The 14,121-nt window shown below is 66.7% G+C and carries 16 protein-coding genes (1 of these 16 cut by a window edge); 5 read left to right on the forward strand and 11 right to left on the reverse strand.

Features of this window, described 5'->3' with window-relative positions; genetic code table 11:
* Together V5F89_RS00595 and V5F89_RS00600 are read left to right on the forward strand one after the other, a co-directional pair.
* Positions 1-692, forward strand: the 3' portion of a protein-coding gene (locus V5F89_RS00595) for a retroviral-like aspartic protease family protein (protein WP_338446330.1). The gene continues 286 nt to the left of window position 1, outside the view; only the last 692 of its 978 coding nucleotides appear in the window; its start codon lies off the left edge, out of view; the stop codon is at positions 690-692.
* A 65-nt stretch (positions 693-757) separates the two neighbouring features.
* The gene (locus tag V5F89_RS00600; protein WP_338446331.1) at positions 758-2,575 is read left to right on the forward strand and encodes an ABC transporter ATP-binding protein/permease; all 1,818 of its coding nucleotides are present in this window, start codon (positions 758-760) and stop codon (positions 2,573-2,575) included.
* Between the two features lie 63 nt (positions 2,576-2,638).
* Here the strand turns inward: V5F89_RS00600 and V5F89_RS00605 are convergent, their stop codons facing one another.
* From V5F89_RS00605 to V5F89_RS00620, 4 genes are all read right to left on the reverse strand, one after another.
* The gene (locus V5F89_RS00605) at positions 2,639-3,067 is read right to left on the reverse strand and encodes a GFA family protein (RefSeq protein WP_338446332.1); all 429 of its coding nucleotides are present in this window, start codon (positions 3,065-3,067) and stop codon (positions 2,639-2,641) included.
* A gap of 18 nt (positions 3,068-3,085) precedes the next feature.
* Positions 3,086-4,387, reverse strand: coding sequence for an ATP-dependent protease ATPase subunit HslU (hslU, locus tag V5F89_RS00610; RefSeq protein ID WP_338447474.1), 1,302 nt, complete (start codon positions 4,385-4,387; stop codon positions 3,086-3,088).
* 122 nt (positions 4,388-4,509) lie between these two features.
* On the reverse strand, positions 4,510-5,070 hold the full coding sequence (gene hslV / locus V5F89_RS00615) for an ATP-dependent protease subunit HslV (protein ID WP_338446333.1): 561 nt from the start codon (positions 5,068-5,070) through the stop codon (positions 4,510-4,512).
* 51 nt (positions 5,071-5,121) lie between these two features.
* Positions 5,122-5,592 carry an outer membrane protein assembly factor BamE gene (locus tag V5F89_RS00620; RefSeq protein ID WP_338446334.1) on the reverse strand — a complete coding sequence of 157 codons (471 nt, stop codon included), beginning with the start codon at positions 5,590-5,592 and terminating at the stop codon, positions 5,122-5,124.
* Positions 5,593-5,759: 167 nt separating this feature from the next.
* On the opposite strand from V5F89_RS00620, the gene V5F89_RS00625 reads away from it, so the two are divergent.
* Both V5F89_RS00625 and V5F89_RS00630 read left to right on the forward strand, forming a co-directional pair.
* Positions 5,760-6,278 carry a ubiquinol-cytochrome C chaperone family protein gene (locus tag V5F89_RS00625; RefSeq protein ID WP_338446335.1) on the forward strand — a complete coding sequence of 173 codons (519 nt, stop codon included), beginning with the start codon at positions 5,760-5,762 and terminating at the stop codon, positions 6,276-6,278.
* The gene (locus tag V5F89_RS00630; protein ID WP_338446336.1) at positions 6,275-6,793 is read left to right on the forward strand and encodes a DUF177 domain-containing protein; all 519 of its coding nucleotides are present in this window, start codon (positions 6,275-6,277) and stop codon (positions 6,791-6,793) included. The genes V5F89_RS00625 and V5F89_RS00630 overlap by 4 nt, the downstream gene beginning before the upstream one ends.
* A gap of 38 nt (positions 6,794-6,831) precedes the next feature.
* Here V5F89_RS00630 and ssb read toward each other — a convergent pair whose 3' ends face one another.
* The 7 genes from ssb to V5F89_RS00665 all read right to left on the reverse strand — a co-directional run bounded on the left by ssb (position 6,832) and on the right by V5F89_RS00665 (position 11,610).
* Positions 6,832-7,362, reverse strand: coding sequence for a single-stranded DNA-binding protein (gene ssb, locus V5F89_RS00635; RefSeq protein ID WP_338446337.1), 531 nt, complete (start codon positions 7,360-7,362; stop codon positions 6,832-6,834).
* A gap of 106 nt (positions 7,363-7,468) precedes the next feature.
* Positions 7,469-7,933: an Rrf2 family transcriptional regulator gene (locus tag V5F89_RS00640; protein ID WP_338446338.1), complete on the reverse strand. Its 465-nt coding sequence runs from the start codon at positions 7,931-7,933 to the stop codon at positions 7,469-7,471.
* Between the two features lie 125 nt (positions 7,934-8,058).
* Positions 8,059-8,469, reverse strand: a complete 411-nt coding sequence (locus tag V5F89_RS00645; RefSeq protein WP_338446339.1) for a nuclear transport factor 2 family protein — start codon at positions 8,467-8,469, stop codon at positions 8,059-8,061.
* 149 nt (positions 8,470-8,618) lie between these two features.
* Complete coding sequence (gene ndk / locus V5F89_RS00650; protein WP_338446340.1) at positions 8,619-9,041, reverse strand: nucleoside-diphosphate kinase; 423 nt, start codon at positions 9,039-9,041, stop codon at positions 8,619-8,621.
* Positions 9,042-9,147: 106 nt separating this feature from the next.
* A complete protein-coding gene (locus tag V5F89_RS00655) occupies positions 9,148-9,645 on the reverse strand; it encodes a hypothetical protein (RefSeq protein WP_338446341.1) in 498 nt (165 codons plus the stop codon).
* A 53-nt stretch (positions 9,646-9,698) separates the two neighbouring features.
* Entirely contained in the window at positions 9,699-10,142 is a 444-nt protein-coding gene (locus V5F89_RS00660) for a DNA polymerase III subunit chi (RefSeq protein ID WP_338446342.1), read from the reverse strand.
* 10 nt (positions 10,143-10,152) lie between these two features.
* Complete coding sequence (locus V5F89_RS00665; protein ID WP_338446343.1) at positions 10,153-11,610, reverse strand: leucyl aminopeptidase; 1,458 nt, start codon at positions 11,608-11,610, stop codon at positions 10,153-10,155.
* Positions 11,611-11,724: 114 nt separating this feature from the next.
* On the opposite strand from V5F89_RS00665, the gene V5F89_RS00670 reads away from it, so the two are divergent.
* Positions 11,725-14,088 carry an LPS-assembly protein LptD gene (locus V5F89_RS00670; RefSeq protein ID WP_425334363.1) on the forward strand — a complete coding sequence of 788 codons (2,364 nt, stop codon included), beginning with the start codon at positions 11,725-11,727 and terminating at the stop codon, positions 14,086-14,088.
* Positions 14,089-14,121 lie beyond the last annotated feature (33 nt).

Consider the following 14,121-nt stretch of genomic DNA (forward strand, 5'->3'; position numbering starts at 1 on the left):
CCTCGCTCGGCAGCGCGACCGTGGTGGGAATGGCCAGCGCGCGCGAAGTGGAACTGGTGCAGCTCGACGGTCTCGAATTCGCGGCGCGCACGTTCGACAATATCCATGCGCCACTGCTCGAGGCCCGGCACATCGGCGCCGACGGCATCCTCGGGCTCGACAGCCTGCAGGACCTGCGCGTGCTGATCGATTTTCGCGAAGGAACGATCGCAGTCGACGATGCCGAGGCGCTGGGCGGCAATCGCGGATACGAGATCGTCGTGCGCGCGCGGCACAAGCTCGGCCGCCTGATCATCGCCGACGCCGAGGTCGACGGGATCCGCACCGCGGTGGTGATCGACACCGGTGCGCAGGGCAATCTCGGCAATCCGGAGCTGCAAAGACGGCTTCGTGCCAAGAAGCGCGAGGAGGTCCGCACCACCGACATCCATGGCGCCGAGCTGGTCGGCAACCTCGATTTCGTGGATCGGCTGAAGATCGACAAATTCCAGTTGAGCAACGTGCCGGTCGCTTTTGCCGATGGCCCCGCCTTCGCCGCACTCGGCCTGACCAACAAGCCCGCGCTCGTGCTCGGCATGCGGGACCTGCGGCTGTTCGACCGGGTGGCGATCGATTTCGATTCGCGCACAGTCCTGTTCGACCTGCCGCGCGGGACGAGCGTGCGGTCGCGCCATTGGCCCGGCCGCCTCTAGGCTTCAGCAAGGCCCGCACCCCCGCTCCATTGCGCGTCCCTGGTCGCGTCGCCACATAGCGCGCGATGCAGCGCGCACGCCCCTCTCCGGCCTCGACCGCTCACGACGGCTGGGCCACCATTCGCCGCTTTCTCCCGTATCTCTGGCCGCGCGACAACGCCGCGCTGCGGCGCCGGATCGTCGGCGCGCTGATCCTGGTCCTGCTGGCCAAAGGAACGACGCTCGCCCTCCCCTATGCCTACAAGCGGGCGGTGGACGCGATGACGACGCCGGACAACGAAGTCGCGATGGTCGCGATCGCCTTCGTGCTCGTCTATGCCGCGGGGCGCTTCGCCAGCGTCGTGTTCGACAACATGCGCAACGTCACGTTCGAACGGGTCGGGCAGGAAGCGACACGACACCTGGCGGAAGATACGTTCGCCCGACTGCACAGCCTGTCGCTGCGGTTCCACCTCTCGCGCCGCACCGGCGAGGTGGCCAAGACGGTCGAGCGCGGAACCAAGAGCATCGATTCGATGCTCTACCTGCTGCTCTTCAACATCGCCCCGACCGTGATCGAGCTGATCGCTGTGGCCGTGATCTTCTATCTCAACTTCGGCTGGGGACTCGTTCTGGCGACCGCGCTGACCGTCGCCGCTTACGTCGCGGTCACGCGCTGGATCACCGAATGGCGCGCGCGGCTGCGCAAGGAGATGAACGATCTCGACGGGCAAGCCCTGTCGCGCGCGGTCGATTCGCTGCTCAATTACGAGACGGTGAAATATTTCGGCGCGGAAGCGCGCGAACGCGCGCGTTACGGGCAGTCCGCGCGCGCTTATGCCCAGGCCGCGGTTCGCAGCGAGAACTCGCTCGCCCTGCTCAATGTTTCGCAGTCGCTGATCACCAATCTGCTGATGGGCGGCGCGATGGCCTATACCGTCTGGGGCTGGAGCCGGGGCGACCTGACGACCGGCGACCTCGTTTTCGTCAACACCTACCTCACGCAGCTTTTCCGGCCGCTCGATTTGCTCGGTGTGGTCTACCGCACCGTGCGCCAGGGGCTGATCGACATGGCGGCGATGTTCGAACTGATCGACACCCCGGCCGAAGTGGAGGACGCGCCCGGTGCACCCGCGCTCATCGTGCGCCGCCCCAGCGTCGCGTTCGAGAATGTCGTGTTCGGCTACGAACTCGACCGGACGATCCTCCACGGGCTCAGCTTCGAGGTCCCGGCGGGCGCCCAGGTCGCGATCGTCGGCCCTTCGGGCGCGGGCAAATCCACGATCGCGCGCCTGCTGTTCCGTTTCTACGACCCGTGGTCGGGACGGGTAACGATCGACGGGCAGGACATCGCGCGAGTGACGCAGGCCAGCCTGCGCGCCGCCATCGGGATCGTGCCGCAGGACAGCGTCCTGTTCAACGATACGATCGGTTACAACATCGGCTACGGCCGCGACAGGGCGACGCGTGAAGAGATTGTCGCCGCTGCGCGCGATGCAGCGATCTGGTCGTTTATCGACCGGCTTCCCGATGGGCTGGAAACCGAGGTCGGCGAACGCGGCCTCAAGCTCTCGGGCGGGGAGAAGCAACGGGTCGCGATCGCCCGCACCCTGGTGAAGGACCCGCCCATCCTGTTGCTCGACGAAGCGACGAGCGCTCTCGATTCGCGGACCGAGCAGGATATTCTTGCAACCCTGCACCGCGTCAGTGCGAACCGAACCAGCATATCCATCGCTCACCGCCTCTCCACCATTGCCGATGCGGACGAGATACTGGTGATGGATCAGGGCCGCCTGGCCGAAAGGGGGAGCCACGCGGCTCTGTTGCGGGCAGACGGCCTCTATGCCGAAATGTGGCGACGCCAGCAGGCCGCGCGGAGCCGCGATGCCCTCTCCTCCGGCTAGGGACTTGTCATCGCGGCGGCACCGGCCCGCGCCCCCGGCCATGCAGCACGCCATTTCGGCGCACTATCCGGGATATCTTTCGAACCGGGGCAGGTCGGCCAGCTGCGATTCCCACGAAAGCTCGTCCGCAGTCTGGATATGGGCTTGCGGAGCGTAACGCTCCGGGTCGTCCAGCGTCGCGATCTGGACGTCGACCAGGCCGGGCAGCATCTTCTCGTTCACGTAATAGAGCCCGCTGCCGCAGGCGCCGCAGAAATAGCGCCGACCGTCCGCAGACGAGCGATAGAGCGTCGGTTCGCCTTCGACGACCGCGAATTCGTCGACGCCCACCGCCATCCAGGCGACCCCGGCGGCGCCGGCACACTTGCGGCAGTCCTCGCAATGGCAAACGGCCGCATGCCGCGGCTCACCCTCGATCTCATAGCGAACAGCACCGCAATGACATCCACCACCCGTCATGCCCGAATCTCCTTGGAAACCGAAAGAGAACATAACAGGTACAAACGGGCATTACAAGATGTATTTCGAAAGATCGCTGTCTTCCGCCAGGTCCTCCAGCCGCTCCCGCACATAGGCGGCATCGATGGTCACCGTTTCGCCGGTGTGATCCTCCGCCGCAAAGCTCAGTTCCTCGAGCAGCTTTTCCATCACCGTCTGCAATCGCCGTGCGCCGATATTCTCGACGCTCTCGTTCACTTGCGCCGCGATCCGCGCGATCTCGCGCACGGCGTCGTCGCCGAGCGCCAGGGTCACCTGCTCGGTGCCGAGCAGCGCCTTGTACTGCGTGACGAGGTTGGCGCGCGTCTCGCTCAGGATACGCACGAAATCCTCCTCGGTCAGCGCGCGCAGCTCGACCCGGATCGGCAGGCGGCCCTGAAGTTCGGGCAGCATGTCCGAAGGCTTGGCGACATGGAACGCGCCGCTGGCGATGAACAGCACGTGATCGGTCTTCATCGGGCCGTATTTGGTCGAAACGGTCGTGCCCTCGATCAGCGGCAGCAGGTCGCGCTGCACGCCCTCGCGGCTGACCGACCCGCCGCGCACGTCGCTGACCGCGATCTTGTCGATCTCGTCGAGGAAGACGATGCCGTTGGTCTCGGCATTCTCCAGCGCGACCCGGGCGACGTCGTCCTGGTCCATGCGCTTCTCGGCCTCCTCCTCGACCAGCTTGTCCCAGGCATCGGGCACTTTCAGCTTGCGGCGCTTGAGGTTCTGCCGGCCCATCGCCTTGCCCAGCATATCGCTGAGGTTGATCATGCCGACGTTGCCGCCCATGCCGGGAAGCTCGAACGGCATCTGCGGCGTGTCCTCGACCTCGATCTCGACCTCGACGTCGTTCATCGCGTTCTGCGTGATCCGCTCGCGGAACGATTCGCGGGTCGCCTCGCTCGCGTTCTCGCCGACGAGCGCCTTGAGCAGCCGGTCCATCGCCGCCTTCGACGCGGCTTCGCGCACTGCCTCCCGCCGGCGGTCCTTCTCCAGCCGGATCGCCTCTTCCACCAGGTCGCGCGCGATCTGCTCGACGTCGCGGCCGACATAGCCGACTTCGGTGAACTTGGTCGCCTCGACCTTCACGAACGGGGCATCGGCGAGGCGGGCGAGGCGCCGGCTGATCTCGGTCTTGCCGCAGCCGGTCGGGCCGATCATCAGGATGTTCTTGGGCGTCACCTCGTCGCGCAAGTCGGGCGCGAGCCTCTGCCGGCGCCAGCGATTGCGCAGCGCAACCGCGACGGCGCGCTTGGCTTCCTTCTGGCCGACAATGTGTTCATCGAGCGCGGCGACGATCGCCTTGGGGGTCAGTGCTTCGGTCAAGTTCATCTGTCCAATTTCAAACTATCTCGTCATCCCGGCCTTCGAGCCGGGATCCCGCTTTCTTCTGGCCCGCTGCGAGAAGAAAGCGGGACCCCGGATCAAGTCCGGGGTGACGTGGGAACTCAGACGGTCTCCACCGTCACATTGCCGTTGGTAAACACGCAGATGTCGGCCGCCACGGCCATTGCCTTGCGCGCGATCGTCTCGGCGTCGTCTTCGTAGGCGTCGAGTGCGCGGGCCGCGGCAAGCGCATAGTTTCCGCCCGATCCGATCGCAGTGATTCCCGCCTCCGGCTCCAGCACGTCGCCATTGCCGGTCAGGACGAGAAGGCTGTTCTTGTCGGCCACGATCATCAGCGCCTCCAGGTTGCGCAGGTACTTGTCGGTCCGCCAGTCCTTCGCAAGTTCGACCGCGGCGCGCATCAGTTGGCCGCTGTACTGCTCCAGCTTCTTCTCGAGCCGTTCGAACAGGGTGAAGGCATCGGCCGTCGCGCCGGCAAACCCGGCGACAACCGCGTCGTCCTTGCCGATACGGCGCACCTTGCGCGCATTGGGCTTCATCACCGTGTTGCCCATGGAGACTTGCCCGTCCCCGGCGATCACGGTCTTGCCGCCCTTACGCACACCGATGATGGTGGTCCCGTGCCACTGGATCAGGCCGTGGCTTGCTGCGTTTTCGTTCATGCCGCGCGATATGGGGAGGCGCCGGCGCCGGTCAAGCGAAGCCGGCCGGCGTCAGGTCCCCGGCCCCGCGCCCCCGCCCACGCCGGCGGCGCCGACCTGGCCGATATTGCCGAACAGATCTTCGAAGAACCCGCGCTCGCGCCCGAGGGTGGGAGTCCTGTCGCCGTCGGGATCGAGATAGACGACTTTGTCCAGCCCCGATTGCTCGGCTGCCACGACGTTCCCGTTGGCATCGAACTTTACCGCAAGAACCGAGTGCTCCCGGATCGTCGGGGTGACAAAGGGCCGGCGGCCGGTAACGCTGGACACATAATACCAGGTCGGCTGGCCGAACTGGCTGGTGAACGTCGGGCGGCCCAGCGTCGCGGCCACCGACTGCTGGTTGTCGATGCCCGGCTGAATGGCCGAAACGAGTGTCGGGTCCTGGATATAGCCGCGACTTTCGCGGATCGCGCTGCATCCGCTCGCCGCCAGCGCCGCCGCCAGAACAGCCGCCACGCCGAGAACCTTGCCTGCCTTCATCGAGAAACCTTCCGAAATCGTCGCCGGCGCCCTTTGCCAGGCGCGGAGAAACCCTCTATCGGCGCGAGCCTTACGGCGATGCGCGCGCGCTTGCAACTTTGCCACTTGCGCGGATTGGGCGCGGCGGCTTGAATTGCCGCTGAACATTCGGACAGGCACGACGGGCGATGGCATTTCTTGCGAAGATTTTCGGGCGGAGGAACGATCCGAGGGACGAACTCGTGCCCTTGTGGCGCGCGGTCGTCGCCACGGCGCGGCAGCCGGAATGGTACAGCGAATGCGGCGTCGCCGATTGCGAGGAAGGGCGCTTCGACATGCTCTGCGCCGCGCTCGCGACCGTGATCGTCCGCATGGAACGCAACGAAAGCCTGCATGCGCGCACCGCCCTGCTGACCGAGCTGTTCGTCGAAGACATCGAAGGGCAACTGCGCCAGCAGGGGATCGGCGATCCCACGCTGGGCAAACGGATGGGCAAGCTGATGAGCGCGCTGGGCGGACGGATCGGGGCCTATCGCGCCGGCTTTTCGGCTGCCGACGATAGCGCTCTGGCCGAAGCGGTCGATCGCAACGTCACCTTTGCCGGAACGCCCGACCCGCGGTGCGTCGCGCGCCGTCTTCGCGCGTTCCATGGCGCGTTGCTGGGCCTGTCCGACGCCGGGCTTCTGAATGCGGAGTTCGATCGATGACACCCGGCGAAATGCCGCGAATCGTGCGGCTGCGGCATGCCGATGGCGAGACCGTGACGATCGAGGCCGATCCGGACGAGCGCGTCGCCCTGGCGAAGCGGTTCGATGTGGTTGCCGTGAACAGCCTGCGGGCCCGGGTCTCGCTGGAACGCGAAGGAGACGAAGTCGCCGTCGACGGCCGCATCGAAGCCGATCTGATTCAGACCTGCGGCATTTCGGGCGAGGACTTTCCGGTTCGCATCGAAGAGCCTGTCACCATCCGCTTCGTGCCCGAAGTCGCGCGCAGCGTGCCGGACGAGGAGATCGAGCTGGAGGAGAGCCAGCTCGACGAAATCGAATATTCGGGCGATTCCTTCGATCTCGGCGAAGCGATCGCCCAGACGCTCGGCCTCGCGATAGATCCTTATGCCGAAGGGCCCAACGCCGATGCCGCGCGCCGGAAAGCCGGCATAGTGTCCGACGAAGAGCCTTCGGGGCCGCTCGCCGACGCGCTCAGGAAACTGCAGGGGGAATAGGGGCGGCGGAGAAAACCGCCGATCCCGCGAACGCTATCTCAGAACGGGATATCGTCGTCGAGATCGTCGTAATTCGCGCCGCCGCCGGAAGCGGCACCGCCGCCCGATCCCGATCCGCCGCCGCCCTGGTTCCAGCCGCCGCCGCTTCCGCCGCCAGGGCCGCCATCCGATCCGCCACGATCCCAGCTTCCGCCACCGCCGCGCTGACCGCCGCCGGGGGCGCCATCGAGCATCGTCAGCGTTCCGTTGAAACCGCGCAGCACGATCTCGGTCGAATAGCGGTCCTGCCCGTTCTGGTCCTGCCATTTGCGGGTCTGGAGCTGGCCTTCGATATAGACCTTCGATCCCTTGCGCAGATAGTTTTTCGCGACGTTGATCAACCCTTCGGAAAAGATCGCGACGCTGTGCCACTCGGTCCGCTCCTGGCGCTCGCCGGTGTTGCGGTCCTTCCACTGCTCGCTGGTGGCGATGCGCAAGTTGCAGACCGCGCCGCCGTTCTGAAATTCGCGCACTTCGGGATCGGCGCCAAGGTTGCCGATCAGCATGACTTTGTTGAGGCTGCCCGCCATTGGAATCGCTTTCCTCTCGATATCTTGCCCGTGGCTTAGCCAATGGCTCGGTGGCGCGCCACCCCGGGGCGGCGCCAAATTGAAGATAGTTTCGCGCCCCCTGCGCTCAGTCCGAACAAGGGCCCGCACCGCCCTCGCCGCCGGCGAGGCGGGCGAAACGGTCTTCGAAATCGCGGGCCAGATCCGAAACCGCGATCGATTCGAAACGGGCACGCAGCATGGCCTCCGCCTCGCCCAGCGCCTCCGCCATGCGCGCATCGACCGCCTGTTCGACCAGACAATCGGGCCGTTCGGCATTGGGGCCGATATTGAACAGGGCCGGTTCGCCGATCGCACGATAGACGTCCAGCAGGGTGACGGCGTCCAGCGCGCGCGTCAGTTCCCAGCCGCCGCCATGCCCTTTCTCCGACGCGACGATCCCGCGGTCCCGCAACCCCGCCATCATCCGGCGCACGACCACCGGATTGGTCCCGAGCATCTTTGCGATTTCATCCGACGTGGCACGCTTCACGTGGCGATCCAGGTGGATCAGCACGTGCAGGGTTCGGGCCATGCGGGTATCGCGGGACATTCGGCTTTGCCTTCTCGGGAAGCCCGCCGGATATGTCGGATCGGCCGCGCTGGCAACGGCGGGCCCGAACCGGGGCGACGTTCGCATGGCGAGAGCTGCGGCCGGAACCGGCCGGCGCCCCGCCTTCAGCGCAGTTCCGCGCCGCGAGCCGCCTCGGGCATGAGGATACGGGCGAGAGCCGGCGAATCCTCGCCATAGCTTTGCCAATGGGTCAGCTTGCCCCCTCGCGCACGGGCGCGCCACAGCGTGTCGTGCGCCAAACGCTCCTCGCATGCCGAAGTGCGTCCTTTGAGCAGGACATCGCCTTCGTGCATCACGATCGTCATGTCGTGCATCTTGTATTCGGGGTCCAGCTCGAACAGGCGCCGTGTCGCGGTGGCGACGTTTTCGCGCCCCTCGATCCATTCGCCCCGGCTATCGACATAGCGCACATGCTCGTCGAGCAGTGCATCGACACGTTCGGCATCGCGCGAATTCATCGCCGCGACATACGATTTCACGACCCTGATCGGCTCGGGCGTGTTCCATTCGAACATAGGTCGGCCTTCCCGTACCGTCCACGTCGACCGCACCCCCTGACACGGAAATACGGCCTTCGAACGGTACGGTCGCGATCCTAACATTCCCGCCCGAGTCGCGCCTAATCCCGAATATCTGTTCGCCGCGAAATCGGCACGGGCGGCAATCAGCCGACGATTTCGTCCTCGTCGAAGAAGAAATCGATTTCGATCTTCGCGTTCTCGTCGCTGTCCGAACCGTGGACCGTGTTCGCCTCGATGCTTTCGGCAAAGGTCTTGCGGATCGTGCCTTCTTCGGCGTCGGCCGGGTTGGTCGCGCCCATCACGTCGCGGTTGCGCTTGACCGCATCGACACCTTCGAGAACCTGGACCACCACCGGGCCGCTGGTCATGAATTCGACCAGTTCGCCGAAGAAGGGGCGTTCCTTGTGAACGGCGTAGAAGCCTTCGGCCTGTTCGCGGGTCATGCGAATGCGCTTGGACGCGACGACGCGCAGGCCGGCTTCCTCCAGCATCTTGGTGACCGCGCCGGTCAGGTTGCGGCGGGTGGCGTCGGGCTTGATGATCGAAAAGGTGCGGGTGACCGCCATCGGGTGTTCCTTCGGTATCGGGGAGAGGGAAAATTACGCGGCGCGCAACTAGCCTCGCCCGGCGCCCGCCGCAAGCCCGCTCGATCGCCGGCCCGGTTCGCCGCCCCTATTCGAACGCCTCGCCCACCATCAACTGGCCGGTGGTCCGTTCGCCCTCGTCCGATGCGGTGAAGCTGAAAGGGGAATCGTCGGGCGCCTTGCCGCCGATCATGCGCATGGTGTCGGTCGTCATGTCGAGCGTGATGTCGACACCCGCGCGCTCGGCCTGCGTGCGATAGAACGCGACCAGCTCCTCGGGCCCGGCATCCGTTTCCATCGTCACCAGCGCGCCTTTCGATCCGGCTTCCTCGAACACCGTGTTGGTCGTCACGGTCGCGCCGGGATAGATCGTGAAGCCGTGCGGCAGGTCGACCGGGACATCCGGTCCCGAACGCATGACGGCGGTGCCATCGGCCGTTTCCATCCGCGCGGTGACCCCATCGCCGCCGCTTTCGACGGCATAAGTCCCCGACTCGCCCCGGCCATCGCCGATCTCGCCGGAGGTTTCGCCGCCACATGCGGCCAGCAGCAGCACGAGCGCCGGCCCGATCGTCGATTGCTTCATCCGGTCTCTCCTCAGCCCGTCGCGTCGCCAGCCTAGATCGGTTCGGGCAAAGTTCAACGCTTGCGGACCCATTTGCCCGCCTCAAGCTCGTGGAACTCGCGCGCGACATCCTCGCGCCCGTCGAAGCGGCGCCAGACATCGCGCGCGGCGGCGCGGCCGTCTTCGTCGAAGAACAGCAGGGCGCGGTCGAACCCTTCGGCCTCCTCGCGCCATTTCCCGTCGGCCAGGGCCACCACCCGCGCGCCGTTTTCCGCAGCGCAGGCGTGCGACAACAGCACCGGCTGGTGCGCGGCATACGGGCGGTCCGCGCGGCCGTTGGCGAGGAATTCGGCCGGCGCGTATTCCCACAGCGCGCTACCGATACGGTCGAGCAGCGCCCCGTCCTCCGCCACGACCAGCAGGCGCTGGCCTCGGCCCAGCGCGGCGCGCGCGATCAGCGGCAGGACCCGCTCGACCGGCTGCCCCGGCGCGAGATAGAACCCGACGCGCGAGGGCATCCCGCCAGCCTCAGCCTTCGAGCGTGTTGCGCACGAATCGGTCGATCAGCCGGGCGCCATAGCCGGTTGCGCCCTTGTCCCAGGTGGCGCCGGGCTTGTCCGCCCAGACCATCCCGGCGACATCGCAATGGGCCCAGGCCACGCCCTTGTCGATAAAGCGCTGGAGAAACTGCGCCGCGGTGATCGACCCGGCAGGCCGCGGCCCGACGTTCTTCATATCGGCGATCTGGCTGTCGATCAGCTTGTCGTATGCCGGATCGAGCGGCATGCGCCACAGCTTGTCGCCGCTGGCCCTGCCCGCGGCGAGCAAGTCTTCGGCCAGGCTGTCGTCGTTGGCGAAAACGCCCGCGTGCTCATGGCCAAGCGAGATTACCATCGCCCCGGTCAGAGTCGCGAAATCGACGATCCGCGCGGGCGAATACTCTTTCTGCGCCCAGTGCAGCGCGTCGCACAGCACCAGCCGCCCTTCGGCGTCGGTGTTGATGACTTCGATCGTCTGGCCGGACATCGACGTGAGAATATCGCCGGGCCGGATGGCGTTGCCATCGGGCATGTTCTCGACCAGGCCGACCACGCCGACGACATTGGCCTTCGCCTTGCGCCGCGCGATCGCGAGCATCCCGCCGACGACCGCGCCGGCGCCGCCCATGTCCCACTTCATGTCTTCCATGCCCGCGCCGGGTTTCAGCGAAATGCCCCCGGTGTCGAAGGTGACGCCCTTGCCCACGAAGACCGTGGGCGCCTCGTCGCCGCCTCCGTTCCAGCGGATCGCGAGCAGGCGCGACGGCTGGGCCGAACCCTGCCCGACGCCGAGCAGCGCGCCCATGCCGAGGCGCGCCATCTCGTCCTCGTCCAGCACCGTCAGTTCCGCACCGGTCCCGTCGAACGCCTCGCGGCATTTTTCCACGAAGCTCAGCGGATAGACCTTGTTCGGCGGCTCGGTCACCAGTTCGCGGGTGAACTCGACCCCGTCGGCCAGCGCCGCCGCGTCCGCCCAGGCGGCTTCGGCACCGTCGGGCCCCCCCACCGCCACGACGGTTTCGAGCGAGCGCTTCTGCTCGTCCTTCAGCCGGGTGCGATAGGCATCGTGCCGCCAGGCCCGCAGGCGCAGGCCGAGCAGGACCGCGGCAATCGCATCCGCAGGCAGGTTCGCAGCGGAAAAGTCGATCGTCAGCGTTGTCTCGCCCGAGGTCAGATAGCGGGCCGCAAGCGCCGCGCCGGCTTTTTCCAGATTGGCCGTGCGGTCCTCGCTATCGGCCTCGCCGGCGCCCGCGAGCGCCACCCGCACGACCGCCCCGTCGCGCTCGACGAACCCCTCGAACAGTTCGCCCGGGCGGCCCTTGAACCGCGCGGACCGCGCCCCTTCGCCCAGGGTCGCCTCGATCCCCTCGGGCAGCGCGTCCTTGTCGGCAACGCAGGCAACCAGCCGGGTTCCTGACGGGAGGGTGGGGGAAAATTCGAAATTCATGAAAACTCCGGGAATTTGCTTTGCGCGGCACTATGGCGCCAGGCTGCGCCGGGCCGTTGGCGGCGAAATGCGATGGCGATTGCGATTAGGCGCGACCGGTGCAATAGGCAAGCCATGCTCCCCGCTTCGCCGACCGTGCCGCAAGCCGACAAATGCCGCTTGCTTCGCGCTGCATGGCTCGCGGGCGCGGCGCTGGCGGCAATGGCCATGCCCGCAGGCGTGCAGGCGCAGGGCGGGCCGCCCGCCGCGGCGGAGGATGCGAAATCCGGGACCGAGGCGACCGGCGAGAATGCCGGGAACGAAGCCGATCTCCTGCGGACACCCTCGCCCCCTGCCGACCCGGCGGACATGCCCGCCCGCCCGGCGAGCGACGACGAGATCGCGTTCGAAACCGACACGCTGGCTTACGATTCCACCGGCGATATCGTGACCGCCACCGGCAACGTGGTTCTGCGCAGCGCCGACCGGTCCGTCCGGGCCGACCAGGTCACCTGGAACCGCGCGACCGGGCAAATCGTGGGCAGCGGCAATGTCCGCTTCGTCGATGAAGAGGGGAACCAGCTCTACACCTCGCGGATCGAGCTGACCGACGAGTTCGAAGCCGGCGCGATGGAAGATCTGCTACTCGCCCTTCGCGAAGGCGGGCGACTGGCGGCCGAGGCCGGCGCGCGGGGGGAGGACGGCACGGTCGTCCTGACCACCGCGGCCTATACCGCCTGCGCGGTGAGCGACGCCGAAGGCTGCCCCAGGAACCCCAGCTGGCGGGTCACGGCGGACCGGGTGGTTTACGACCCGGCGGACAATCGCGTGCGCTTCACCGGCGCCTTTCTGGAAATCTTCGGTGCCCGGCTGCTCCCTCTTCCGGGCCTGTCGATCCGCACCGACGGCAAGGCGGTTTCGGGCTTCCTGGTTCCCGACCTGCGGGTTTCGGAATCGAACGGGGTGGAGGTCAGCGGCAGCTATTACTGGCGACTGGCGGAAAACCAGGACCTGACGCTGGGCGCCCATGTCTTTACCGAGGCGCCGCCGATGGCATCGGCCCAGTGGCGCCATCTGATGGACAACGGCGCCTACCAGATAACGGCCTATGGGACGCACAGCAGCCGCATCTCCGACATCACCGGCGCGGCCGTTTCGGAAAGCGATCCGCGCGGGTATCTGTTCGCCAACGGCAAGTTCCAGTTCGACCCGAACTGGAGCCTGACCGGATCGATCCGCCTCGCAAGCGACCGCACGTTCCTGCGCCGGTACGATATCAGCCGCGACGACCGCCTGCGATCGACTTTCGATCTGGAGCGGATCGACGACAGTTCGTATCTCTCCATCGCCGGGTGGGCGACGCAGACCCTGCGCATCGGCGCGCCGCAGGGCGAAGTGCCGGTGGCTCTCCCGGTCATCGACTATCGCCGCAGGCTGGCCGATCCCGTCGGCCTGGGCGGCACGCTGGAACTGCAGCTCAATTCGCTGGCGATCATGCGCGACGAAGGGCAGGACACGCAGCGCGCCTTTGCCGGGGCGCGGTGGGATCTGAAGCGCATCACCGGCCTGGGCCAGGTGGTCACCCTGACCGGAATGCTGCGCGGCGACGTCTATCACAGCGACGAGAACGCGCTGACCGAAACCGCCGTCTACCGCGGAAATCCGGGGTGGAAAACGCGGGGGATCGCGGTCGCCGCGCTCGACGTCGAATGGCCTTTCGTCGGCGAGGCTTTCGGCGGCACGCAAGTCTTCACCCCGCGGGTGCAATTCGCGGTCAGCCCGCCGATCCGCAATCTCGCGGTTCCGAACGAGGATTCGCGGGCGATCGACCTGGAGGATTCGAATCTTTTCGCGCTCAACCGTTTCCCCGGTTACGACCGGGTCGAAGACGGCGCGCGGTTGACTTACGGGTTCGATTGGGAACTCCAGATCCCCGACTGGCGCCTTCGCACGACCGTCGGCCAGTCCTATCGCCTGGACAAGGACCCCGGCGTCTTCATCGACGGCACCGGCCTCAGCGAACGGGTATCCGATTTCGTCGGGCGCACCGAAGTGCGCTATCGCGACTTCGTCAGCTTCACGCACCGGTTCCGGCTCGACAAGGACAACCTGGCCGTGCGGCGCAACGAACTCGACGCCACTGTGGGCAGCAAGCGGACTTACGCCGAAATCGGCTATCTCAGGCTCGACCGCGACATCGCCGAGGAGATCGAGGATCTGCAGGACCGCGAAGAGCTGCGCCTGGCGACCCGCATCGCCTTCGCCCGTTACTGGTCGATCTTCGGCGCGGGGGTGTTCAACCTGACCGACCGCCAGGAAGATCCGACCTTCACCTCGGACGGGTTCGATCCGATCCGCACTCGGCTGGGCATCGCTTACGAGGACGACTGCCTCGAACTCGGCGTGACCTGGCGGCGCGACTATACCGACGCGGGCGATGCACGGCGCGGCGACACGTTCCAGTTCTATTTCGCGCTGCGCAATCTCGGCTTCCGCTAGGGCCGGATCGGGCACCGGCCTATCGCGGTTGCC

This window comes from Pelagerythrobacter marensis (assembly GCF_036700095.1).
Classification (GTDB): Bacteria; Pseudomonadota; Alphaproteobacteria; order Sphingomonadales; family Sphingomonadaceae; genus Pelagerythrobacter; species Pelagerythrobacter marensis_A.

Bases quoted from the DNA above. Each gene is read 5' to 3' on its own strand.
- V5F89_RS00605 (WP_338446332.1), bottom strand. From the start codon at position 3,067: ATGTTCTCTTTCGGTTTCCAAGGAGATTCGGGCATGACGGGTGGTGGA.
- V5F89_RS00630 (WP_338446336.1), top strand. From the start codon at position 6,275: ATGACACCCGGCGAAATGCCGCGAATCGTGCGGCTGCGGCATGCCGAT.
- V5F89_RS00620 (WP_338446334.1), bottom strand. From the start codon at position 5,592: ATGAAGGCAGGCAAGGTTCTCGGCGTGGCGGCTGTTCTGGCGGCGGCG.
- ssb (WP_338446337.1), bottom strand. From the start codon at position 7,362: ATGGCGGGCAGCCTCAACAAAGTCATGCTGATCGGCAACCTTGGCGCC.
- hslV (WP_338446333.1), bottom strand. From the start codon at position 5,070: ATGAACGAAAACGCAGCAAGCCACGGCCTGATCCAGTGGCACGGGACC.
- V5F89_RS00640 (WP_338446338.1), bottom strand. From the start codon at position 7,933: ATGTCCCGCGATACCCGCATGGCCCGAACCCTGCACGTGCTGATCCAC.
- ndk (WP_338446340.1), bottom strand. From the start codon at position 9,041: ATGGCGGTCACCCGCACCTTTTCGATCATCAAGCCCGACGCCACCCGC.
- V5F89_RS00600 (WP_338446331.1), top strand. From the start codon at position 758: ATGCAGCGCGCACGCCCCTCTCCGGCCTCGACCGCTCACGACGGCTGG.
- V5F89_RS00670 (WP_425334363.1), top strand. From the start codon at position 11,725: ATGCTCCCCGCTTCGCCGACCGTGCCGCAAGCCGACAAATGCCGCTTG.
- V5F89_RS00645 (WP_338446339.1), bottom strand. From the start codon at position 8,469: ATGTTCGAATGGAACACGCCCGAGCCGATCAGGGTCGTGAAATCGTAT.
- V5F89_RS00655 (WP_338446341.1), bottom strand. From the start codon at position 9,645: ATGAAGCAATCGACGATCGGGCCGGCGCTCGTGCTGCTGCTGGCCGCA.
- V5F89_RS00660 (WP_338446342.1), bottom strand. From the start codon at position 10,142: ATGCCCTCGCGCGTCGGGTTCTATCTCGCGCCGGGGCAGCCGGTCGAG.
- V5F89_RS00665 (WP_338446343.1), bottom strand. From the start codon at position 11,610: ATGAATTTCGAATTTTCCCCCACCCTCCCGTCAGGAACCCGGCTGGTT.
- V5F89_RS00625 (WP_338446335.1), top strand. From the start codon at position 5,760: ATGGCATTTCTTGCGAAGATTTTCGGGCGGAGGAACGATCCGAGGGAC.